The organism is Streptomyces griseobrunneus, from assembly GCF_046713465.1.
GTDB lineage: Bacteria > Actinomycetota > Actinomycetes > Streptomycetales > Streptomycetaceae > Streptomyces > Streptomyces microflavus.
In genome coordinates, this window is record NZ_CP177080.1 from 4,656,151 (window position 1) to 4,678,296 (window position 22,146).

Genomic DNA, 22,146 nt, shown 5'->3' on the forward strand with positions numbered 1-22,146 from the left:
GGCCCGGTGGACCGGCCCTGGACCGCCGACCTCGGCGACGGCACCTATCGCAACCCGGTCCTGAACGCCGACTGGTCCGACCCCGACGTCGTCCGTGTCGGCGACGACCACTACCTCACCGCGTCCAGCTTCGGACGCGCCCCCGGGCTGCCGCTCCTGCACTCCCGCGACCTGGTCAACTGGACGCTCGTCGGGCACGCGCTGGAGCGGCTCGAACCCGCCGCCGACTTCGCCTTCCCCCGCCACGACCGGGGGGTCTGGGCGCCCTCCCTGCGCCACCACGGCGGGCGGTTCTGGATCTTCTGGGGCGACCCCGACCACGGCATCCAGCAGATCAACTCCCCGCACATCGAAGGGCCGTGGAGCGCGCCGCACCTCCTCAAGGCGGGCAAGGGGCTCATCGATGCCTGCCCCCTGTGGGACGAGGAGAGCGGCGAGGCCTATCTCGTGCACGCCTGGGCCAAGTCCCGCTCCGGCATCAAGAACCGCCTCACCGGCCACCGGATGAGCGCCGACGGCCGTGAACTCCTGGACGAGGGCGTGACGTTGGTGGACGCCGACCGCCTCCCCGGCTGGTTCACGCTGGAGGGCCCCAAGCTCTACCGCCACGACGGCTACTTCTGGATCCTCGCCCCGGCCGGGGGAGTGGAGACCGGCTGGCAGGGCGCCTTCCGGTCCCGCGACTTCCGTGGCCCGTACGAGGAACGTGTCGTCCTCGCCCAGGGCCGCACCGACGTCAACGGCCCTCACCAGGGCGGCTGGGTGCGGACCGCCGCGGGTGAGGACTGGTTCCTCCACTTCCAGGCCCGGGGCGCGTACGGGCGGGTCGTCCATCTCCAGCCGATGAGCTGGGACGAGGAGGGCTGGCCCGTCATCGGCGCCGCGGGCGAACCCGTCCCCGTACACACCAAACCGGCCGCCCCGGCACAGCCGCCGGCGGCACCCGCCGTCGACGACGACTTCCCCGGCGGTCGGCCCGGCAGGCAGTGGCAGTGGACGGCCAACCCCCGGCCCGGCTGGACCGCCGGGCACGCCGGGGACGCCAGGCGCGCCGGGGACGGGCTGCGGCTCACCTGCGTACGGACCCCGGACGAGCACGATCTGCGGCTGCTCCCCAACGTCCTGGTCCAGCGGCTGCCCGCCGAGGAGTTCACCGTCGAGGTGGACCTCGCGCTGGACAGCGACGAGCCGGGCGCCAAGGCGGGGCTCGCCGTGCTGGGGGACGCCTTCAGCTGGATCGGTCTCACGGCCGGGGCGGACGGGACACCGCTCCTCGTCCACCGCTTCGCCGAGGGTGTCGCCGCACACGAACGGGACGCGGCCGAGCCCCGCGCGTCCCCCGGCGGACGGGCCCGGCTGCGCATCGAGGTGACGGCGGGGGCCCGCTGCCGGTTCTCCGCCGACACCGGCGACGGGTTCCGGCCCTCGGGCCAGGTCTTCGCCGCCACCCCCTGGCGCTGGGTCGGGGCCCTCCTCGGCCTCTTCGCCACCGCACCGGCCGGGACGGGCCCCGCCGGAACGGCCCGCTTCACCGCATTCCGCACCACCGACCCATCCCCTCCCGCATCACACCGACAGAGAAGAGCCGACGATGAACATCTCGAAGACACAGCGGGGGCGTGCCGCGGCAGCGGTCTCCCTCACGGCCGTGCTCGCGCTGACGGCCACCGCGTGCGGTGACGACGGCAGCGGTTCCGGCACGGAAGGCAGCGGAAAGGGCGAGATCACCTTCTGGGACAACAACGGCGGTCCCCGTACCGCCGTCTGGACCGAGATCATCAAGGACTTCGAGAAGCAGAACCCGGACATCGAGGTCAAGTACGTCCCGATCCCGATCGCCGACGTCCAGTCCAAGTACGACACCGCTATCGCGGGCGGCGGGCTGCCCGACGTGGGCGGGGTCGGCACGGCCTACCTGGCCAGCATCGTGTCGCAGGAAGCCCTGGAACCGGTCAACGAGCGGCTGGAGGGCTCGGCGCTCAAGGGCAAGCTCGTCGAGTCCATGGTCGAGAGCGTCCGCGCGGCGGCCGGCCGGGGCGACGACATCTACTCCGTACCGACCTCCGCGAACAACGGCGTGCTCTGGTACCGCACCGACCTGTTCGACCAGGCCGGTCTGGAGGCGCCCGACACCTGGGCGAAGTTCTACACGGCGGCCGACAGGCTCACCGACGCCAGGAACAACAAGTTCGGCTACACGATCCGCGGCGGCGCCGGCTCCATCGCGCAGGCACTGGACGCCGTCTACGGCCAGTCCGGCATCACCGAGTTCTGGAAGGGCGGCAGGACGACGCTCAACGATCCGAAGAACGTCGCCGCTCTGGAGAAGTACGCCGGGCTCTTCAAGAAGACCACGCCGGCGGCCGACGTCAACAACGACTTCACCAAGATGGTGGCCCAGTGGGACACCGGCACGATCGGCATGCTGAGCCACAACCTGGGCTCCTACCAGGACCACTTGAAGGCCCTCGGCGAGGAGAAGTTCGCGGGCATACCCGCCCCCGTCGGGGACGGCGGCACCCGTGTCCAGGTCTCCAACCCCGTCGACGGCCTCGGCCTCTTCCGGTCGAGCCGGAACAAGACCGCGGCCTGGAAGTTCATCGAGTTCGCGGCCTCCCACGAGTCCAACAGCAAGTGGAACGAGTCGGCCGGTGCCATGCCGGCCAACACCGAAGCGGCGAAGGACCCGTGGATCAACGAGACCGAGTCGACCGCGCTGGCCGCCAAGACGCTGACCGACGGCTCGACGAAGATCGTCGACCTGCCGTACTACCTGCCCGACTGGAACAACATCAGCAAGGCCGACAACGAGCCGGAGTTCCAGAAGCTGCTGCTCGGCAAGATCACGGCCAAGGCGTTCCTGGACGACATGGCCGAGCAGCTGAACGCCGCCAACCAGGAGTGGAAGGAGATCGGCAACGGCTGATCCGGCCGCACCTCCCCTCCCGCCCCCGATGACGAGGGGCCGGCGGCGGTCCGGGTCGCGCTCCGCCGCCGGTCCCTCTCCCGCGCACGCGTGCACCCCTCCTGAGAGAGGCAGCCCTCCGTGTCACTCACCCGCAGACAGACCGCCACCGCACTGCTCACCCTGCCCCTCGGCCTGGGCCTCGCCCTCACCGCCACCCCCGCGCTCGCCCACGGCGGCGGGGGCGGGAGCGGCGGGCCCCGGGCCCGTACGATCCACATCGCCGGTGACTCCACGGCCGCCGAGAAACCCGCCGACGCCGCACCCGAGACGGGCTGGGGCATGGCGCTCCCCTTCTTCCTCGCCGGACGGCTCCGGGTCGCCAACCACGCGGTGAACGGCCGCAGTTCGAAGAGCTTCATCGACGAGGGCCGCCTCACCGCGCTCCTGGCCGGTGTCCGCCCCGGCGATCTCGTCCTCATCCAGTTCGGTCACAACGACCAGAAGACCGAGGACCCGGCCCGCGGGACGGACCCGTACACCACCTATCAGGAGTACCTGCGCCAGTACGTGAAGGGCGCCCGCGCCCGACGGGCGCGGCCGGTACTGGTCACCTCGGTCGAGCGCCGCCGGTTCACCGCCGACGGCACCGCCCGGCCCACCCTCGGCGAGTACCCGGCGGCGATGCGCGCCCTGGCGGCCGAGGAGGGCATCCCCCTGATCGACGTCCAGGCGCTCTCCCTCACCCGCTGGCAGGAGCTGGGCCCGGACGGCACCGAGGCGTACTTCCTGTGGCTGGAGCCCGGAGACTCGCCCAACCACCCGGACGGCGCCCAGGACAACACCCACTTCAGGCCGGTGGGCGCCATCGAGGTGGCCCGGCTGACGGCACGGGCGCTGCTGGGCGAGGGCGTGCTCGCCGCGCGCGATCTCCGCCGGCTGGACGACCGGGTCCCGGCGGAGTGGATCACCTGGTCCGGGCCGGCCTGACACCCGCCGTACGCACTCTTCCCTCCTCCTCTCCCGACGACACAGAAGGATTCGCCATGCCCGCACGCAAGCGCCCCACCCGCGCCATCGCGGTGACCCTGGGCTGCGCCTCCCTGGCCCTCGCCCTCAGCACCCCGGCCCAGGCCACCGTCCACCCGCGCCACCCCGGTCCGGGCGTCGAGCGCGCCGTACTGCCCGCCGGAGACGGCTGGGCCGCCGCCGAGGGCTCCACCACGGGTGGCGCGAACGCCACCCCCGACCACGTCTACACGGTGACCGACCGGGCCGAACTCATCGCCGCCTTCGCGGAGGCGGGCGACGCACCGAAGATCATCAGGGTCTCCGGGACCGTGCACGGCAACTCCGACGCCGACGGCACGCCGATCGGCTGCGAGGAGTACCGGACGGGCGGCTACACGCTGGAGAAGTACCTCGCCGCCTACGACCCCGAGGTCTGGGGCCGGGACACGGTCCCCTCGGGTCCGCTGGAGGAGGCCCGCGCCGCCTCCGCGAAGCTGCAGGCGGCCGCCGTCAACATCAAGGTGCCCTCCAACACCACCCTGGTCGGCGTGGGGAAGAACCCGAAGATCATCGGCGCCGGGCTCCAGGTGAGAGACGTCTCCAACGTCATCATCCGCAACATCGGCTTCGAGGACACCTACGACTGCTTCCCCCAGTGGGACCCCACGGACGGGGCCGGGGGCGCCTGGAACGCGGAGTACGACAACCTCGTCGTGTACGGCTCCCGCCATGTCTGGATCGACCACAACACGTTCAGCGACGGCGACCGCCCCGACGCCGACCAGCCCCACTACTTCGGCCAGGTGTACCAGCAGCACGACGGCCTCTTCGACATCGTGCGCGGCGCCGACCTGGTCACCGTCTCGTGGAACGTCCTCAAGGACCACGACAAGACCATGCTCATCGGCAACAGCGACGGCGCCGGGGCCACCGACCGGGGCAAGCTCCGCGTCACGCTCCACCACAACCTCTTCAAGGACGTCAAGGAGCGGGCCCCGCGCGTGCGGTTCGGCCAGGTCGACTCGTACAACAACCACTTCGTGGCGACGGGGGGCAGCGCCTACGGATACACGTACGGCATCGGCGCGGAGTCCCGACTGGTCGCCGAGCACAACGCGTTCACCCTCACGCGGGAGGTGGACCGGGCGACGATCCTGAAGAAGTGGTCGGAGTCCTCGCTCACGGCGGAGAACAACTACGTCAACGGGCGGAAGACCGACCTGGTCGCCGTGCACAACGCGGGTGTGCCGGCCGAGCACCTCACCGAGGGCGCGGGCTGGACGCCCAGCCTGCGGACGTCGGTCCACCACCCGCTCGTCGTGCCCGTAGTCGTGGCGCTCAAGGCGGGAGCGGGCAAGGCGAGCGTGACCGGCCACTGAGAGAGCGCCTTTCGCGCTTGTACGCCCCTGAACCTGCACGTCCCTGAACCCGTACGCCCCCGAACCTGCACGTCCCCGAACCGGCCGGAGCGGCACCGCATGCTTTCCACCATCCCGGAGAGCGCCGCTCCGGCCTTTCGCGCTCACCCCGAGGAGACCCATGCCCAGCAGGCGCACCGCTCTCGCCCTGTTCGCCGGAACCACCGCCGCCCTCACCCTGGGCGTGCCCGCCGCCCACGCCGGGACCGCGCGCCTCCGTCCCTTCGGCCGTTACGGCTCACCCGCCCGACGCCGGGACCCCCGCACGCTCTACGTCGATCCCTACGGCCGGGGCGACCACACCGACGTACAGTCCGCCGTCGACGCGGTGACCGGCACCGGGCACACCCTCGTGATCGCCCCCGGTGTGTACCGGGCGACCGTGCTCATCGGCCCCGCCCACGAAGGGCTCACCCTGATCGGCGCGAGCGGCGACGCCCAGGACACCGTGCTCGTGTACGACAACGCGGCGGGTACGCCGAAGCCCGACGGCTCCGGGACCCTGGGCACCAGCGGATCTGCCTCCGTCACCGTCCGGGCGGCCGGGTTCACGGCCCGCGACCTGACCTTCGCCAACGACTGGCTGCGCTCGGACAACCCCGAGTACACCGGCACGCAGGCCGTCGCCATCAAGGTCCAGGGCGACCGGTCGGCGTTCTACGGCTGCCGGTTCCTCGGCCACCAGGACACCCTGTACGCGGACTCCCTAGCCCTCACCGCAGTTGCCCGCCAGTACTACCGCGACTGCTTCATGGAGGGGGACGTCGACTTCGTCTTCGGCCGCGCCACCGCCGTCTTCGACCGCTGCCACTTCCGTACGCTCACCCGCACCGACCTGGCCTCGGCCCCGTACGGCTACGTCTTCGCGCCGAGCACGGCCGGGGCCAACCCGTACGGCTTCCTGGTCCTGCGCTCCCGGGTCACGAGCGCCGCCCCCGACGCGTACTACAAGCTCGCCCGCCCCTGGGTGCCCTCGTCGGACCTCACCGCGCACCCCATGCTGACCGTCCGGGACAGCCAACTCGGGCCGGGGATCGACGCGGTGACGCCGTACGCCACCATGTCCGCGGGCTTCCCCTGGCAGGACCAGCGCTTCGCCGAGCACCGCAACACCGGCCCCGGCGCCCGTGTCACCGTCCCCGCGAACCGGCCGCAGCTCACCGCCGCCGAGGCCCGCGCCCACACTCCGGCCCGCTGGCTGTCCGAGGCCCGCTGACCGGACGCCCGGGACCCGCACCTCCCGGGTACGTGGGGGATGCGGGTCGTGGGCGGTGGGCGGGTCTTCCCGGCTAGCCCGCGTAGGTCTCGTACTCGGCGATCTTCGGGGTGCCGGTCGAGCCGGTGATCTCGAAGGTGATCTTCCGCAGGGTGGTCCGGGGGAAGGTGACGGCCCCCGCCCCGGTGCCGGAGGTCAGAACGGCGCCGGTGTCACCGTTCAGGAGCCGCCAGGCCTTGATGTTGCCCGTGGCGCCGGCCGCCTCGCGGATGTGGACCGAGGAGACGGCGGTGGCGGAGGCCCACTTGACCGAGGCGGAGCCGGTGGCGCCGGCGGGCGACCAGTAGGTGGTCAGGTTGCCGTCGCGGAGGTCGCCGTAGCTGGTGCCGGCGGCCTTGCTGGAGCCGTCGGAGCCGGCTCCGAGGCTGAGGTTGGTCCCGGTGGGCGGGGTGGGGTCGGTCGGTCCGGGGGTCGGGTCGGTCGGTCCCGGAGTCGGGTCGGTCGGCCCGGGGGTCGGATCGGTCGGCCCCGGCGTGGGGGTCTGCGGGGAGCAGTTCCCGTCCGAGACCTTCAGCCCCGTTCCGGCGCCGGCCGTCCGGCTCACGACGTCCGGCACGCAACTGGCCGCGTCGGCGCGGTAGGTGTAGGGGATGTTCACCGTGGTGGTGGACTTCATGTCGGGACCGGCGGGCTGGTTCGTGCCGCCCGGGCTGGACCAGGTCACGTTGTCGAGCGTGTTGCCACTGACCTGCCAGTAGCCGGCCTGGTCGGTGTAGAAGGTGCCGAGGACGTCCTTGGAGTCCTTGAAGTAGTTGTTCTCCACCTTGGCGCGGGCCCCGGCGCGGGAGTTGATGCCGGATTCGTTGAGCCTGACGTAGTGGTTGTTGTAGATGTGGGCGATGCCGCCGCGCAGCAGGGGCGCACGGGAGTCGATGTTCTGGTACAGGTTGTGGTGGTAGGTGACGAAGCCGTTCGAGCGGTCGCTCTCGCTGGACCCCACGAGGCCGCCGCGGCCGGAGTTGCGCAGGATGCTGTACGACAGGGTCACGTACTGGGTGTCGTCCTTCATGTCGAAGAGGCCGTCGTACCCCTCCGACTCCCCGCCCGACGCCTCAAGGGTCGTGTGATCGACCCAGACGTTGCGGACGCCGGACTCCATACCGATGGCGTCACCGCCGTTGGAGGTGGGCGACCCGGACTTCTTGACGTTCCGGACGGTGACGTTCTGGATGATGATGTTGCCGGCCTCGCGCAGGTGGATGCCCAGCTGGTCGAAGACGGCCCCGCTGCCGACGCCGACGATCGTGACGTTGCTGATCTGCTTGAGCTCGATCACGCCCGCGGCGGTGTTGCAGCTGCTGCCGGAGACCTTGGTGGTGTTGCCGTGGTTGATGGTGCCCTCGACCTCGATGACGATCGGGGTGCTGCTGCTGGCCCGCCCGCACAGGGCCGCGTGGATCTGGGTCCCGGTGGTGGCCCGTACCGTCTGGCCGCCGGCCCCGCCGGTGGTCCCGCCGTTCTGGGTGGCGTACCCGGTGGCGCTGCCGGTCGCCGCCGAGGCCGCGGGCGCCGACGTCAGCACCACTCCGGTGGCGGCCGCGAGGGCCAGGGCGGCCACGGCGGCCTGCAGTCGCCGTGCGACTGGTCGTCTCATGTTCGATTCCCCATTCATCTGTCGCGTTCATGACATGTGGGAGCGCTCCCGTGCGTGGTCGCGTGCGGGAGGTGGCTCCTGTTGTCGTGGGGCGTGCGGCATGCCGGAGTTCTGTGTCCGCGCCGTATCGCCAAGGATAGAAAGCGCTTTCCCTCAGGTGAAGATAGAAGGGGGCGGGAGCCTCTGGCAAGGTGCGTGCAGGGTCGTAATCTCTCGGCTTCTCCGATGCGCCGTCCTGCCCGAAGTCCGTTTGCTTGCCGCCGGGTTGGGGGACGCCGAAGCGCCCCCCTCAGGCCCCTACGCCCCCGCCCGGTCTCCCACCGGCCGCCTGCGCAGCGGGACTTCGGTCAGGGACGGCGGGGTCCAGACGCCGTCCGGCGGGTAGACGTCCGTCCCCGGGGCCACGATCGCGTCGATGCGGTCCAGGGTCTCGTCGTCCAGCGTCAGCGAGGCGCCCTTCAGCAGGCCCTCCAACTGGCCCATCGTGCGCGGGCCGATGATCACCGACGTGACGGCGGGGTGGGCGATCGGGAACGCGACGGCCAGCTCGGGCAGCGTGGTGCCGATGCTGTCCGCGACGGCCACGAGCTGCTCCACGACCTCCAGCTTGGCGGCGGTCAGCGGGGCCTCCGGGTCGAAGCGGTGGGGGGTCAGGGCCGCGCGGCCGGACGACAGGTCGATGGTCCCGCCCTTGCGGTACCTGCCGGTCAGGAAGCCGGAGGCCAGCGGGCTCCAGGTGAGGACGCCCATGCCGTACCGGCGGCAGACCGGGAGGACCGACTTCTCGATGCCCCGGGCGAGGATCGAGTACGGCGGCTGCTCGGTCCGGAACCGGCCCAGCCCCCGCCGCTCGGCGACGACGTGCGATTCGACGATCTCCTCGGCCGGGAACGTCGAGCAGCCGAACGCGCGGATCTTGCCCTGCCGTACGAGGTCGGTCAGGGCGGAGAGGGTCTCCTCGATGTCCGTCGTGTGGTCGGGGCGGTGCACCTGGTAGAGGTCGATCCACTCGGTGTCGAGGCGGCGCAGGCTCTCTTCGACCTCCTTGACGATCCAACGCCGGGAGTTTCCGCCCCGGTTGGGACCGTCGCCCATCGGGAAGTGGACCTTCGTGGCGAGGACGACCTCGTCCCGGCGGCCCTTGAGCGCCTTGCCGACGATGACTTCGGACTCGCCGGCGGAGTACATGTCCGCCGTGTCGACGAAGTTGATGCCCGCGTCGAGGGCGGCGTGGATGATCCGGACGGACGCGTCGTGGTCGGGGTTGCCGACCGAGCCGAACATCATGGTGCCGAGGCAGTGCGCACTCACCTCGATGCCGGTGCCGCCGAGTGTGCGATAGCGCATGTCCGCTCCCCTGTTCCGTAGTCCCGGCCTGTTCGGCCGGGGTTTCGCGGCACTCTAGAAGTTGGAGTGCGATCTAGGGCAAGGGGCCGGGTGGCCGACCGGGCGACCTCACGGGGGAGGGGCCCCACCGCAGTGTGCGGTGGAGCCCCTCCTCGTCACGCTTCCCACGCCTCAGGCGTCGGCGCCCGTCCTGCGGCGGCGCACGATGAACATCGCGCCGGCGCCCAGCACCACGGCCGCGCCGCCCGCCAGGGCGATCTGCGTGGTGGCGTCGGACGAGCCGGTCGCTGCGAGGGTGCCGCTCGTGGTGTTCACCGGGACGCTCGAACCCGAGCCCTGCGGGGTGACCCCGGAGCCGGCCGGGGCGGCCTTGGTGGGCTTGGGGACGGGCTTGCCGGCCGCCGCCTTGATGTCGAACTTGTTCACGGCGGCGTCGGGCGTGAGGCCGCAGCCGTCCTCGTTGAAGTAGTCACCCGCGATGAAGGTGAGGCCCTGCCCGGCAGGGGCCTTGGCGTCGACGTCCAGGCGCAGCTTGATGTCGCCGTGCTCGCCGCGCTTCAGTGCGCCGATGGTGTCGATGTAGAGGTCGCCGTCGACGGTCTTCCACTTCGGGGACGAAGCGGAAGTCCACTTCAGCTTCAGGTACTTGGCAATGTCCTTGGCGCCGCTCTTGTCGGTCGCGTGGACGCTCGCGTACGTGAGGACCTTCTCCATGTCCTTGTCGGTGCCGTTGGTCACCCGGACCGAGAAGGTGGTGGCGGTACCGGCGGTGACCTTGGAGGGGAAGCCGGTGACGACCGTGGTGAGGCCGGGCTCGTCCAGGCACTCCCCGCCGCCCTGGTTCTCCTCCTCCTTGGCGCGGGCCAGGGCCGCGTCGGCGGCGGTCTTGGCGGCGAGGGTCTCCTTCGTGGCTGCCCGCGCCTTGGTGTAGGCCCGGTCGGCCGCCACCCGTGCGTCGTCGGCGAGGTCGCCCGCGGCCTTGGCCTCGGCCTCGGCGGTGGTCTTGGCCGTCGCTGCCGCCTCGGCGGCGGTCCTGGCCTCGGAGAGGGTCTTCGCCGCGGCGGCCCTCACCTCCTCGGTGGCGTCCTCGGGCAGGGCGTCCAAAGCGGTCTGCGCGTCGGTGACCGCCTGATCGGCGGTGGTCTTCGCGACGGCGGCGTCGTCCGCGGCCTTCCGTGCGGCCTTGGCCGCCACCGCGAGGGGCGCGGTGTCGGAGAGCGCCTCCTCCACCACCTGGTACGCGATCTTCTCGGCCGCCACAGCCGCGTCGTACGCCTTCTGCGCCTCGGCCGCCGCCTTTTCGAGCTCCTTGACGGTCGGCTTGGCCGGCGTCTGTGCGGCGGGCGCGGTGTCGGCGTACGCGGGGGTGACGGAGAGCATGACGGCGGGCGTCGTCACGGCAATGGCGACGGCCGTGGCGAGAATGCGGCGAATCTTCACTTGAACCCTTTGGTCCGCGACAGAGGATGAGGATGGCCGGCCCGGTGGCGTGCACGACGTCATCGGTACGCGGGGTGAGGGCATCGTGGATCACGTTGGCGGCCTGGGGGATCGTAGGGGGAAACACCGGACGTACGCTCGGCATTTGTGGGTGGTGCCGAGGTGGCCGGCCTGGTAGCGCACCGACAGAACAAGTGAAAAGGGGCAGTTGCTCTTCAGCGCTGTGCTTTTCCTGTGATCAACGCCATGGGCCGCCCGTGCAGGTGCCTTGGCCGGTGTCCGTGCCGGGAGCCCGCGAGCTGATCCGGCCTGATCCAACGAAAGGCACTGGCTGTCAGCCGCGCAACTCCGTTGCACGTATAAGTGGTTGGCGAGCTTCCGCCCAAACTCCCTATCGCGAGCGATATCACGAATGACACGATCGGCTCGGCGTACCTGCCGTACGCCCATATCCCGATCGAAAGTGTGACGTTCAGCAGATGCGAAGATCCCTCGGTGCGGCGCGCCGAACCGCCGGTGTGGCCGTGCTCTCCCTGGCCACCGCCCTCACCGGACTCGCCCTTCCCGCCACCGCGCAGGCGGCCGTGAACTGCTCGGCCGGCGTGTGGAAGGCCCAGTTCTACGCCAACACCACATTGACCGGCACCCCGAAGGCCACCGTCTGCGATACCGCCATCGCCGAGAACTACGGCACGGGTGACCCCGCAGGCGTCAAGCTGCCGCGCGACAACTTCGGTGTCAGCTGGAGCATGACCCGCGACTTCGGCTCCGGCGGCCCCTTCGACTTCGCCGTCGCCGCCCAGGACGGCGTCCGCGTTCACCTGGACGGCTCGCGCAAGATCAACCTGTGGCGCAACGTCTCCAAGAACCAGGAGAAGACCGTCCGCGTCACCGTCCCCCGCGGGGTCCACACCCTGCGCGTGGACTTCGCCGCCTTCACCGGCCGCGCCAACATCGCCTTCTCCTACAAGTCCGTCATCGGCAAGGCCGACAAGACCGCCCCGCTGACCCCGTCCGGACTGAAGGCCGGCTACGCGGCGGCCACGCTGAAGGCAACCCTGGCCTGGTCCCGCAACCACGAGCTGGATCTGGCCGGCTACCACGTCTACCGCCGCACCGGCGGCAGCGGCGCCTGGAGCCTGCGCACCCCCAAGCCGGTCACCGGTGCCACCTTCACCGAGGTACCTCCGGCCACCGGCGACACCTACGAGTACGCCCTGCGTGCCCTCGACCGCTCCGGCAACCTCTCCTCGCTGACCGGCGTGAAGCGCGTCGTCAGCGCTGACAGGACGGCCCCCGCCGCCGTAGCCGGACTCACCGCCACGCACGACGGTTCCGTCGCCCGGATCTCCTGGTCGCCGGTGACCGGGTCGACCCACTACGAGGTGCAGCGGTCCCTCGCGCCCGGGGGGCCCTTCTCCTTCTTCTCGTCCAATCCGGGCACCGTTCTGTTGGACCACGACGCCGCCGTGGGCGTGACCTACTCCTATCGGGTACGGGCCCTGGACAGCGCGGGCAACGCCTCCGCGTACTCCGCGCCCGTCCAGCTCGTCACGGTCGAGGGCGAGCCCCTGGCACCGGCGAACGTCTCCGCCTACGGCTGGGTCGACCGCAGCACCGTCGGCTGGAAGTACCACGGGGACGCGGCCCACCGCTTCCACGTCTACGCCGCCGATTCGGCCACCGGCCCGTGGACCCGGCTGACCGGGACCCCGGTCACCGGCCTCGCCTACGAGGACTTCACGGCGCCCGTCGGGCAGGTGCGCCACTACCAGGTCAGGGCGGTCGCGACGCGCGGCACGGAGTCGGGCCCGTCGGCGACGGCCTCGGCCACCCGCACCGGCGACGTCACTCCGCCGCGCATGCCGTACGACCTGGACGCGTGGAACGGCACCGATGGTGTGCACATCTCCTGGCGCGCCAACACCGACGACACGGAGCACTACCTCGTCCTGCGCAAGCCGATGTTCGGCGCGTGGGAGCAGATCGCCGTGGTGCGTGACGTCACGTACCTGGACACCAGCACCCCGGTGGACGTGCAGTTCGGCTACACCGTCCGCTCCGTCGACGCGGCCGGCAACGTCTCGCCGATGCCCGAACCCGGCTACGGCACGGTCTACGGCCAGCGCCTTCCGGTCAACGAGAAGCCTGCCGCGCCCGCCTCGGTGACCGCGACGGCGGAGAGCGGCAACGTCAAGGTGGAGTGGACCGCGAGCGCGTCGGCCGATGTGGCCGGCTACTACGTCTACCGCACCGCCTTCGCGAACCCCGAGTCGGCCGCCGCGGTCTCCTCGCTCATCACCGGGACGACGTTCACGGACGTGGACGTGCCCGCCGGCACCACGTGGCGCTACGTGGTGCGCGCCATCAACAAGCGCAGCATGTGGTCCGACTTCTCGCCGATGGCCGAGGCCACCATCGCCTGCCCCGTCATGACCACTCCGGCCACTCCCCGGATCACCGGGAGCAGCAGGGACGGTGCGAGCTCCGCCCGCCTCACCTGGGCGGTGGGAGCGTGCGACCAGGGCGCCACCGTCTCGTACAACGTCTACCGGTCCACGTCCGAGTCGGACGTCTTCACCCCTGAGCACCGCATAGCTTCGGACGTGACGGCGCTGACCTACACGGACACCGGTCTGGCGCGGGCCAGCTACTACTACCTGATAACCGCCGTGGCCGCCGACGGCACCGAATCGGCGCCGCAGGCCAAGCCGGTCCGGATCTCGCTCCAGGCACCCTGACACCCGGTTCGATCCCCTGGGCCCCCGTAGCCCGGACGCCTCCACGCGTCCGGGCTACGGGGGCCTTCGCCGTCGCCCGGCCCGCACCCCTTGTCTGATGGTCCGTCAAGTATGACGATGGCGGCCGTCACCCGGAGCGGGCAACGTCCCGGGGCCGAACGGGAAGGAGGCCGCCGTGCCGATACCGCCGCCGTCGCTGCCGTCAGCCGACGGGCCGCTGTCGTACGGGATACAGCTCCCGGTCCAGTCGCAGAGCGCCATCTACGCCGAACCCTGGGAGGCGGCGGCGGTCCCGGCCGACCTCGTCCGCATCGCCGGGGCCGCCGACCGCGGCGGCTTCGCCTACATCGCGAGCTGCGACCACATCGCCATCCCGCGCCGGCTCGCCGAGGGGATGAGCACGGTCTGGTACGACCCCGTCGCCACGCTCGCGTTCCTGGCCGGGGTCACCGAGCGCGTGCGCCTGATGAGCCATGTCGCCGTCGTCGGGCTGCGCCACCCGCTCGTCACCGCCAAGCAGTACGCCACCCTCGACCACCTCAGCGGCGGCCGGCTGATCCTGGGCGTCGGGGCCGGGCACGTACGGGAGGAGTTCGAGGCGGTCGGGGCGGACTTCGACGGGCGCGGGGGCGTGCTCGACGAGACGATCGACGCGCTGCGGGTCGCGCTGGGGCCGGAGGAGTACCCGGAGTTCGCGGGGGAGCGGTTCTCGTTCGGCGGGCTCGGGCAGCTGCCCCGCCCCGCGCAGGAACGGGTGCCCATCTGGGTGGGCGGCTCCTCGCCCGCCGCCGTGCGCCGGGCCGCCGTGCGGGGGGACGGGTGGCTGCCGCAGGGCGATCCCCGGGACCGGCTGCCCGCGCAGATCGCCCGGGTGCACGCCCTGCGGGAGGAGGCGGGGGTCGAGGAGCCGATCGTCGTCGGTGCGATCACCGAACCGCTGTACGTCGGTGAGCCGGCGTGGTCCGTGGGGCGGCGGACCCTCGCCGGAAAGCCGGAGGAGCTGGCGGAGTCGCTGCGGGCGTACGCGGCGATCGGCGTGCACCAGATCCAGGTGCGGTTCCGGAGCCGGAGCGTGGACGAACTGACCGATCAGATGGCGGCGTTCGGTGCGGACGTGGCCCCTCATCTCGGCAGCTAGGGAGAGCGGTATGGGCAAGCTGGACGGGCGGGTCGTCCTGGTCACCGGGGCCGCGCGCGGGCAGGGCGAGCAGGAGGCGCGGCTCTTCGCGGCCGAGGGCGCGCGGGTCGTCGTCGCCGATGTGCTGGTCGGACAAGGGGAGGCGCTGGCCAAGGAACTGGGCGAGGACGTCGCCCGGTTCGTGCGGCTGGACGTGGGGAGCGAGGAGGGGTGGGCCGAGGCCGTCGGCGCGGCCAAGGACGCCTTCGGGAAGATCGACGGGCTCGTCAACAACGCGGGCATCCTGCGCTTCAACGAGCTGGTCAACACCCCGCTGGCCGAGTTCGAGCAGGTGGTGCGGGTCAATATGACGGGTGCGTTCCTCGGGATACGCGCCGTCGCGCCGGAGATCGAGGCCGCGGGCGGCGGGACGATCGTCAACACGTCCTCGTACACCGGCCTGACGGGCATGGCACTGGTGGGCGCGTACGCCGCGACCAAGCACGCCGTCCTCGGGCTCACGAAGGTGGCCGCCGTGGAGCTGGCGGGCAAGGGGGTCCGGGTCAACGCCATCTGCCCGGGGGCGATCGACACGGCGATGAGCAACCCGGCCCTGCTGGACCCGGAAGCCGACCTGAGCAGGTCGGACGCCGCACTGGACGCGTACTACCGCAAGCTCGTGCCGATGGGGCGGATCGGGCGGCCCGAAGAGGTGGCCGCGCTGGCCCTCTTCCTGACCTCCGGGGACTCCTCGTACATCACCGGGCAGCCGTTCGTCATCGACGGGGGGTGGCTGGCGGGGGTGAGCCTGTTCTGATCACGCCCCCCGCCCGCTTCTGACGAGGCATCAGCTATTGACGGGTCGCGGCGGCGGTGGAACAGTCGGTCGCACCACAATCTGACGGTGCGTCAGGAAAGCCGTCAGGAAAACTTGAGGACGGTGAACCTCCGTGGAATTCGGGCTCTTTGTTCAGGGGTACGTGCCCGCCGCGCGTGCCAAGGTGGACCCCGAGGCAGAGCACAAGGCACTGATCGAGGAGACCGAGTACGTCATCCAGGCGGACAAGTCCGGCTTCAAGTACGCCTGGGCCTCCGAGCACCACTTCCTGGAGGAGTACTCGCACCTCTCCGCCAACGACGTGTACCTCGGCTACCTCGCGCACGCCACCGACCGCATCCACCTCGGCTCGGGCATCTTCAACCCGCTCGCGCCCGTCAACCACCCGGTGAAGGTCGCGGAGAAGGTCGCCATGCTCGACCACCTCTCCGAGGGGCGCTTCGAGTTCGGCACCGGGCGGGGTGCGGGCAGCCACGAGATCCTCGGGTTCATGCCGGGCATCACCGACATGAACCACACGAAGGAGCTGTGGGAGGAGACGATCGCCGAGTTCCCCAAGATGTGGCTCCAGGACGAGTACGTCGGCTTCCAGGGCAAGCACTGGTCCCTGCCGCCGCGCAAGATCCTGCCGAAGCCGTACGGGAAGTCCCACCCGGCCATGTGGTACGCGGCCGGGTCCCCGTCCTCGTACGCGATGGCGGGGAAGAAGGGGCTCGGGGTGCTGGGCTTCAGCGTGCAGAAGGTCTCCGACATGGAGTGGGTCGTCGAGTCCTACAAGAACGCGGTCAAGGACGCCGAACCGGTGGGGGCGTTCGTCAACGACAACGTGATGGTCACCTCCACCGCGATCTGCGCCGAGACGCATGCCGAGGCGGTGGAGATCGCGGTGGGCGGCGGGCTCAACTACCTCCAGTCGCTGCTGTTCCGCTACCACGACACGTTTCCGCGGCCGGAGGGGATTCCGGAGTGGCCGCAGCTGCTTCCTGAGTACACCGAGGAGATCGTGGAGCTGCTCATCGCGGAGGAGCTGATGATCTGCGGGGATCCCGACGAGGTGCTGAAGCAGTGCCGGCGGTGGGATCAGGCGGGGGCGGACCAGCTGAGCTTCGGGCTGCCGATCGGGATCAGTCCGGAGGACACGATGACCACGATCAAGCTGATCGGGGAGCACGTGATTCCGAAGATCGACACGGACCCGGTGCATCGGACCTCGCGGTTCCGGGCCGCGGGCTGAGGCTCTCCGGACAGACCGAGCCCCTCCGGCGATTGAGGAGCGGGGGAACGGGGGCGGAGCCCCCGCCCAGGCCGGGCGGCGTCTTCCCGGACCGTCGCCCTGTGAGCCGGGGTACGTACCGCGGCCCAAGCGTGCGTACCCCGGCTGTCCCAGCCGAGCCGAAGAAGGAACCCCGGAAGGGAACCGTCATGCTCGACCACCTCATCCGCCGCGCGACCGTCGTGGACGGCACCGGCGGCCCCGCCTACACCGCCGACGTCGGCATCCGCGGCGGCAGGATCGCCGTCATCGCCGAGCCGGGGACGATCGCCGAGGAGGCCGTCACCAGTGAGGACGCCGACGGCCTCGTCCTCGCCCCCGGCTTCGTCGACCCGCACACCCACTACGACGCCCAGCTCTTCTGGGACCCCTACGCCACCCCCTCCATGAACCACGGCGTCACCACCGTCGCCGGCGGCAACTGCGGCTTCACCCTCGCCCCGCTCCACCCCGACCGGCCCGAGGACGCCGACTACACCCGCCGGATGATGTCCCGGGTGGAAGGCATGGCCCTCGCAGCCCTGGAGGAGGGCGTCGACTGGACCTGGTCCACCTTCCGCGAGTACCTCGACGCCCTCGAAGGCCGCATCGCCGTCAACGCCGGGTTCATGGTCGGCCACTGCGCCCTGCGCCGGCACGTCATGGGGGCCGACGCGGTCGGCGGGCAGCCCACCCCGGCCCAGATGGACGCCATGCTCGCCCTCTTCCACGACGCCATGGACGCCGGGGCGTGGGGCCTCTCCACCACCCAGTCCGCCACCCACGCCGACGGCGACGGCGAGCCCGTCGCCTCGCGGCACGCCCTCCCGGAGGAGCTGCTCGCGCTCTCCCGCGCGGTGGGCGAGCACGAGGGGACTCAGCTCGAAGCGATCGTCGCCGGGTGCCTGGACCAGTTCTCGGACGAGGAGATCGACCTCTTCGTCGACATGACCGCCGCCGCCGGGCGCCCGCTCAACTGGAACGTGCTCACCATCGACGCCGCCGTCCCCGAACGCGTACCGCGCCAGCTGATCCCCAGCGAACGCGCCCGCCGCGCGGGCGGCCGGATCGTGGCCCTCACCATGCCGATCCTCACGCCCATGAACATGTCGCTCGGCACCTTCTGCGCCCTCAACCTCATCCCCGGCTGGGGCGAGATCCTCGCGCTGCCCGTGCCCGAGCGCATCGAACGGCTCCGGGACGCCGGCACCCGCGCCGAGATGCTGCGCCGCGCCGACAGCAAGGAGGCCGGGGTCTTCCGGCGCCTCGCCGACTTCGGCCGGTACGTCATCGGGGACACGTACAGCGCCGCCAACGAAGGGCTCGGCGGACGCGTCGTCAACGACATCGCCGCCGAGCGAGGCCAGGACCCCTTCCACTGCCTGGTCGAGATATGCGCCGCCGACGACCTGCGTACGGTCCTGTGGCCGATGCCCACCGACAACGACCCGGACTCCTGGGCCCTGCGCCGGCGCACCTGGGAGCACGAGGACGTCATGCTCGGCGGCTCCGACGCGGGCGCGCACCTGGACCGGATGTGCGGGGCCCCGTACACCACCCGCTTCCTCGGCGACTGCCTGCGCGGGCGGAAACTCGTCCCGCTGACCGCCGCCGTCAGGATGCTCACCGACGACCCGGCCCGCCTCTTCGGGCTGCGCGAACGCGGCCGGATCGAGGAGGGCTTCCACGCCGACCTCGTCCTCTTCGACCCCGAGCGGATCGACGCCGGACCGGCCACCCTCGTCCACGACCTGCCCGGGGACAGCCCGCGCCTGGACTCCAAGGCCATCGGGATCGTCTCCGTACGCGTCAACGGGGTCGAGACCCTGCGCGACGACAAGGTGACGGGGGCGGTGCCGGGGACGGTGCTGCGCTCGGGCCGTGACACCCGGACGGTGAGTACGGCGTGAACCCCACCGGACCGCAGAAGCTCTTCATCGGCGGGGAGTGGACCGAGCCCGTCGACGGCCACTACGAGGTCATCGACCCCGCCACCGAGGAGGTCGTCGGCCTCGCCCCCGAGGCGAGCCGCGCCCAGGTGTACGAGGCCGCGGCGGCGGCCGAGGAGGCGTTCGGCCCGTGGTCGCGGACCCGGCCCGAGGAGCGCGCCGCGATCCTCGACCGGGCCGCCGACATCGTCCAGCGCGACTTCCTCGCCCATGCCGAGGTCGCCCGCGCGGAGAGCGGAGCCACCGCCTCCACCGCCCGCGGGATGCAGGTGGGGGTCGGCGTCGCCCGCTTCCGGCGGTACGCGAGAGGCGCGCTGGAGCCCGTCGAGGAGGCCATCGCGCCGCAGATCAACGAGGCCGGGCCGATGGGCCGGGCCGGGGTCTTCGGGGCGCTGGCCGTGCGCCGGCCGGTCGGCGTGGTCACCTGCATCACCTCGTACAACAACCCCTGGGCCAACCCGGCCGGCAAGATCGCGCCCGCGCTCGCGATGGGCAACACGGTCCTCGTGAAGCCCGCCCCGCAGGACCCGCTCTCCGTCTACCGGATGGCCGCGGCCCTCGCGGAGGCGGGCGTTCCGCCCGGCGTGGTGAACGTGGTCACCGGGTCGGGCGCGGAGGCGGGGGAGGCCGCCGTGGACTCCCCGGACGTCGACATGGTCAGCTTCACCGGCTCCACCGCCGTCGGGCAGCGCATCGCCGAGGTGTGCGGGCGCGGGATGAAGCGGCAGCTGATGGAGCTGGGCGGGAAGGGCGCCGCGCTGGTCATGGAGGACGCGGACCTGAACTCCGCCGTCGCGGGCATCGGCACCACGTTCTCCTTCTACAGCGGACAGATCTGTACGGCTCCGACCCGCGTCCTGGTCCATCGGTCCCGCCAGGGCGAGCTGATCGCCATGCTGGCCGCGTACGCCGAAGCGCTCACCGTCGGGGACCCCTCCGACCGGGCCACCGTCGTCGGCCCGGTCATCTCCGCCGCCCACCGCGACCGTGTCGAGGCGTACGTGGAGCTGGGCCGGAAGGAGGGCGCGCGGGTTGTCACGGGCGGCGTCCGCCCCGGCCACCTGGACCGGGGGTTCTACGTGGCCCCCACCCTCCTCGCCGACTGCACCCCTGACATGCGGGTCGTCCGCGAGGAGATATTCGGCCCGGTCGTCGTGGTCGTCCCCTTCGATGACGAGGAGGAGGGCGTCGCGCTCGCCAACGACAGCGACTACGGCCTGATCGACTACGTGTGGTCCGGCGATGTGGCCCGCGCCTTCCGCCTCGCCCGGCAACTCCGCGCGGGCGGGGTCGGCGTCAACACGGTCGGGCGGAACATGGAGGCCCCGTTCGGGGGGTTCAAGAAGAGCGGCGTGGGACGGGACGTGGGCTCGTACGCGCTGCACGCCTACAGCGAGACGCAGGCGATCGTCTGGCCCGGCTGAGGGCACTTCCCGCACGCTGCCGGAGGAGGCGCGGGAAAATTTTGAATCAGTACAAAACGGACAGTGCTGCGATTACCGTACGTGGTCACTGTCGTGCGACCGGCATGCATTGCAAGGCTTCATGTGTATGTGACCTTGAATTGATGAAGTGTTCATGGAGGATCGGCCGATGTAAGCAAGGGTGAGACGTTGGAGTCTCACCCTCCGAATGTGGATATCGCAGCGCATAGCGTCCTCCTCATGACTCAGCTGGACGCGCGGCCACGGGCCGGAGACACGGTACGGGGAAGCGCCCCGGCCGACGGCGGTGTACGCGGCAAGGGCCTCGGCGGGAACTCCGTCGGCCTGATGGGCAGCGCCGTCATCGGTGTCTCCACCGTCGCCCCCGTCTACTGCCTGACCTCCACCCTCGGCTCCACCGCCGGCGAGGTCGGCGTGCAGATGCCCGCCGTCTTCCTGGCCGGGTTCCTGCCGATGCTGCTGGTCGCCTTCGCCTACCGCGAGCTCAACAAGGTCATGCCGGACTGCGGCACCTCCTTCACCTGGACGGTGAAGGCGTTCGGCCCGCGCGTCGGCTGGATGTGCGGCTGGGGCCTGGTCATCGCGACGATCATCGTCCTGTCCAACCTGGCGGGCGTCGCCACCTCGTACTTCTGGCTGCTGGCGGGCGAGGTCACCAACAGCGCCTCGGTCGCCGCCCTGGACGACAACAAGCTCGTCCACATCACCACCTGCCTCGCCCTCATCGCCGCCGCCACCGCGATCAGCTACCGGGGGATGACCGCCACCAAGGGCATCCAGTACGCCCTGGTCGGCCTCCAGCTCGCCGTCCTCGCGCTCTTCGTGACGATGGCGCTGTCCAAGGCGGGCAGCGGTGACGCGTCCTTCGCCACCTCGCTCGACTTCTCCTGGTCCTGGCTGAACCCGTTCGCCGTCCAGTCCTTCGCGGCCTTCACCGCGGGCCTCTCCCTCTCGATCTTCATGTTCTGGGGCTGGGACGCCTGCCTGACCGCCAACGAGGAGACCACCGGCAGCGAGAAGACCCCCGGCCGGGCCGCCCTCGTCGCGATGGTCGTCCTGGTCGGCTCCTACCTGGCCACCGGCATCGCCGCCCAGATGGCCGTCGGCTCCGGCGGATCCGGGCTCGGCCTCGCCAACCCGGAGACCTCCGACAACGTCTTCGCCGCCCTCGCCGGGCCGGTGATGGGCCCCGGCCTCGGCGTGCTGCTCTTCGTCGCCGTCCTCGCCTCGGCCGCCGCCAGCCTCCAGACCACGTTCATCCCGGTGGCCCGCACGGTCCTGGCGATGTCCGCGTACGAGGCGATGCCGGCCTCGTACGCCAAGGTCCACCCCCGCTTCAAGACACCCGGCCGGGCGACGATCACGGCGGGCATCGGGACCGGCGTCTTCTACACCGTGATGACCCTGGTCAGCGAGCACGTCCTGGTCGACACCATCTACGCGCTCGGCCTCATGATCTGCTTCTACTACGCGCTGACCGCCTTCGCCTGCGCCTGGTACTTCCGCGCCGAACTGACCCGCTCCGCCCGGGACCTGGTCTTCAAGGGCCTCTTCCCGGCCGTCGGCGGTCTGCTGCTCGCCGCCGTCTTCGCCAAGACCCTCTACGACATGTGGGACCCGGCGTACGGCTCCGGCTCCTCGGTCCTCGGCGTCGGCTCGGTCTTCGTCATCGGCGTGGGGCTGCTGCTTCTCGGCGTGGTGCTGATGGTCGCGATGGAGCGCCGCAGCCCGGCGTTCTTCCGGGGCGAGGTACTGACGAAGGAGACCCCGGCCCTCGTGGTCGAGGACTGAGGTCTCCGGTACGGCGGTACGG

15 protein-coding genes are annotated in these 22,146 nt (G+C 71.2%); 12 read left to right on the forward strand and 3 right to left on the reverse strand.

The genetic code is table 11. The annotated features are described in order from the left end of the window. Window positions 1-6 precede the first annotated feature (6 nt). From ACK8N7_RS21260 to ACK8N7_RS21280, 5 genes are all read left to right on the forward strand, one after another. Window positions 7-1,680 (forward strand): glycoside hydrolase family 43 protein, encoded by a 1,674-nt coding sequence (locus ACK8N7_RS21260; RefSeq protein WP_500445806.1) that lies wholly within the window; start codon window positions 7-9, stop codon window positions 1,678-1,680. Beyond that, window positions 1,592-2,926 carry an ABC transporter substrate-binding protein gene (locus ACK8N7_RS21265; RefSeq protein WP_403212753.1) on the forward strand — a complete coding sequence of 445 codons (1,335 nt, stop codon included), beginning with the start codon at window positions 1,592-1,594 and terminating at the stop codon, window positions 2,924-2,926. Before ACK8N7_RS21260 ends, ACK8N7_RS21265 begins: the two co-directional genes overlap by 89 nt. Window positions 2,927-3,046: 120 nt before the next feature. Then, window positions 3,047-3,895 (forward strand): rhamnogalacturonan acetylesterase, encoded by an 849-nt coding sequence (locus tag ACK8N7_RS21270; RefSeq protein WP_403212751.1) that lies wholly within the window; start codon window positions 3,047-3,049, stop codon window positions 3,893-3,895. A 56-nt stretch (window positions 3,896-3,951) separates the two neighbouring features. Then, window positions 3,952-5,295 carry a pectate lyase family protein gene (locus tag ACK8N7_RS21275; protein WP_403212749.1) on the forward strand — a complete coding sequence of 448 codons (1,344 nt, stop codon included), beginning with the start codon at window positions 3,952-3,954 and terminating at the stop codon, window positions 5,293-5,295. 160 nt (window positions 5,296-5,455) lie between these two features. Then, complete coding sequence (locus ACK8N7_RS21280; protein ID WP_403212747.1) at window positions 5,456-6,550, forward strand: pectinesterase family protein; 1,095 nt, start codon at window positions 5,456-5,458, stop codon at window positions 6,548-6,550. A gap of 73 nt (window positions 6,551-6,623) precedes the next feature. Here ACK8N7_RS21280 and ACK8N7_RS21285 read toward each other — a convergent pair whose 3' ends face one another. The 3 genes from ACK8N7_RS21285 to ACK8N7_RS21295 form a co-directional block, all read right to left on the reverse strand. After that, window positions 6,624-8,204 (reverse strand): pectate lyase family protein, encoded by a 1,581-nt coding sequence (locus ACK8N7_RS21285; RefSeq protein WP_403212745.1) that lies wholly within the window; start codon window positions 8,202-8,204, stop codon window positions 6,624-6,626. Between the two features lie 297 nt (window positions 8,205-8,501). Next, the gene (locus ACK8N7_RS21290) at window positions 8,502-9,551 is read right to left on the reverse strand and encodes an aldo/keto reductase (RefSeq protein ID WP_403212743.1); all 1,050 of its coding nucleotides are present in this window, start codon (window positions 9,549-9,551) and stop codon (window positions 8,502-8,504) included. Between the two features lie 171 nt (window positions 9,552-9,722). Beyond that, window positions 9,723-10,991 (reverse strand): LPXTG cell wall anchor domain-containing protein, encoded by a 1,269-nt coding sequence (locus tag ACK8N7_RS21295; RefSeq protein WP_403212741.1) that lies wholly within the window; start codon window positions 10,989-10,991, stop codon window positions 9,723-9,725. 479 nt (window positions 10,992-11,470) lie between these two features. Between ACK8N7_RS21295 and ACK8N7_RS21300 the strand changes: the two genes are divergently transcribed. From ACK8N7_RS21300 to ACK8N7_RS21330, 7 genes are all read left to right on the forward strand, one after another. Next, on the forward strand, window positions 11,471-13,732 hold the full coding sequence (locus ACK8N7_RS21300; protein WP_403212739.1) for a hypothetical protein: 2,262 nt from the start codon (window positions 11,471-11,473) through the stop codon (window positions 13,730-13,732). Between the two features lie 196 nt (window positions 13,733-13,928). Beyond that, a complete protein-coding gene (locus ACK8N7_RS21305; protein WP_403212894.1) occupies window positions 13,929-14,870 on the forward strand; it encodes a TIGR03619 family F420-dependent LLM class oxidoreductase in 942 nt (313 codons plus the stop codon). Window positions 14,871-14,880: 10 nt separating this feature from the next. Then, window positions 14,881-15,666: an SDR family NAD(P)-dependent oxidoreductase gene (locus tag ACK8N7_RS21310; RefSeq protein WP_403212737.1), complete on the forward strand. Its 786-nt coding sequence runs from the start codon at window positions 14,881-14,883 to the stop codon at window positions 15,664-15,666. A gap of 133 nt (window positions 15,667-15,799) precedes the next feature. Then, window positions 15,800-16,921 carry an LLM class flavin-dependent oxidoreductase gene (locus ACK8N7_RS21315; protein WP_403212735.1) on the forward strand — a complete coding sequence of 374 codons (1,122 nt, stop codon included), beginning with the start codon at window positions 15,800-15,802 and terminating at the stop codon, window positions 16,919-16,921. Between the two features lie 188 nt (window positions 16,922-17,109). Further along, window positions 17,110-18,849 (forward strand): N-acyl-D-amino-acid deacylase family protein, encoded by a 1,740-nt coding sequence (locus ACK8N7_RS21320; protein ID WP_403212733.1) that lies wholly within the window; start codon window positions 17,110-17,112, stop codon window positions 18,847-18,849. Next, on the forward strand, window positions 18,846-20,312 hold the full coding sequence (locus ACK8N7_RS21325; RefSeq protein WP_500443707.1) for an aldehyde dehydrogenase family protein: 1,467 nt from the start codon (window positions 18,846-18,848) through the stop codon (window positions 20,310-20,312). The genes ACK8N7_RS21320 and ACK8N7_RS21325 overlap by 4 nt, the downstream gene beginning before the upstream one ends. A gap of 240 nt (window positions 20,313-20,552) precedes the next feature. Further along, complete coding sequence (locus ACK8N7_RS21330) at window positions 20,553-22,124, forward strand: APC family permease (RefSeq protein ID WP_500443709.1); 1,572 nt, start codon at window positions 20,553-20,555, stop codon at window positions 22,122-22,124. Window positions 22,125-22,146 lie beyond the last annotated feature (22 nt).

Bases quoted from the DNA above. Each gene is read 5' to 3' on its own strand.
- ACK8N7_RS21330 (WP_500443709.1), top strand. From the start codon at position 20,553: ATGACTCAGCTGGACGCGCGGCCACGGGCCGGAGACACGGTACGGGGA.
- ACK8N7_RS21320 (WP_403212733.1), top strand. From the start codon at position 17,110: ATGCTCGACCACCTCATCCGCCGCGCGACCGTCGTGGACGGCACCGGC.
- ACK8N7_RS21280 (WP_403212747.1), top strand. From the start codon at position 5,456: ATGCCCAGCAGGCGCACCGCTCTCGCCCTGTTCGCCGGAACCACCGCC.
- ACK8N7_RS21285 (WP_403212745.1), bottom strand. From the start codon at position 8,204: ATGAGACGACCAGTCGCACGGCGACTGCAGGCCGCCGTGGCCGCCCTG.
- ACK8N7_RS21275 (WP_403212749.1), top strand. From the start codon at position 3,952: ATGCCCGCACGCAAGCGCCCCACCCGCGCCATCGCGGTGACCCTGGGC.
- ACK8N7_RS21310 (WP_403212737.1), top strand. From the start codon at position 14,881: ATGGGCAAGCTGGACGGGCGGGTCGTCCTGGTCACCGGGGCCGCGCGC.
- ACK8N7_RS21300 (WP_403212739.1), top strand. From the start codon at position 11,471: ATGCGAAGATCCCTCGGTGCGGCGCGCCGAACCGCCGGTGTGGCCGTG.
- ACK8N7_RS21265 (WP_403212753.1), top strand. From the start codon at position 1,592: ATGAACATCTCGAAGACACAGCGGGGGCGTGCCGCGGCAGCGGTCTCC.
- ACK8N7_RS21290 (WP_403212743.1), bottom strand. From the start codon at position 9,551: ATGCGCTATCGCACACTCGGCGGCACCGGCATCGAGGTGAGTGCGCAC.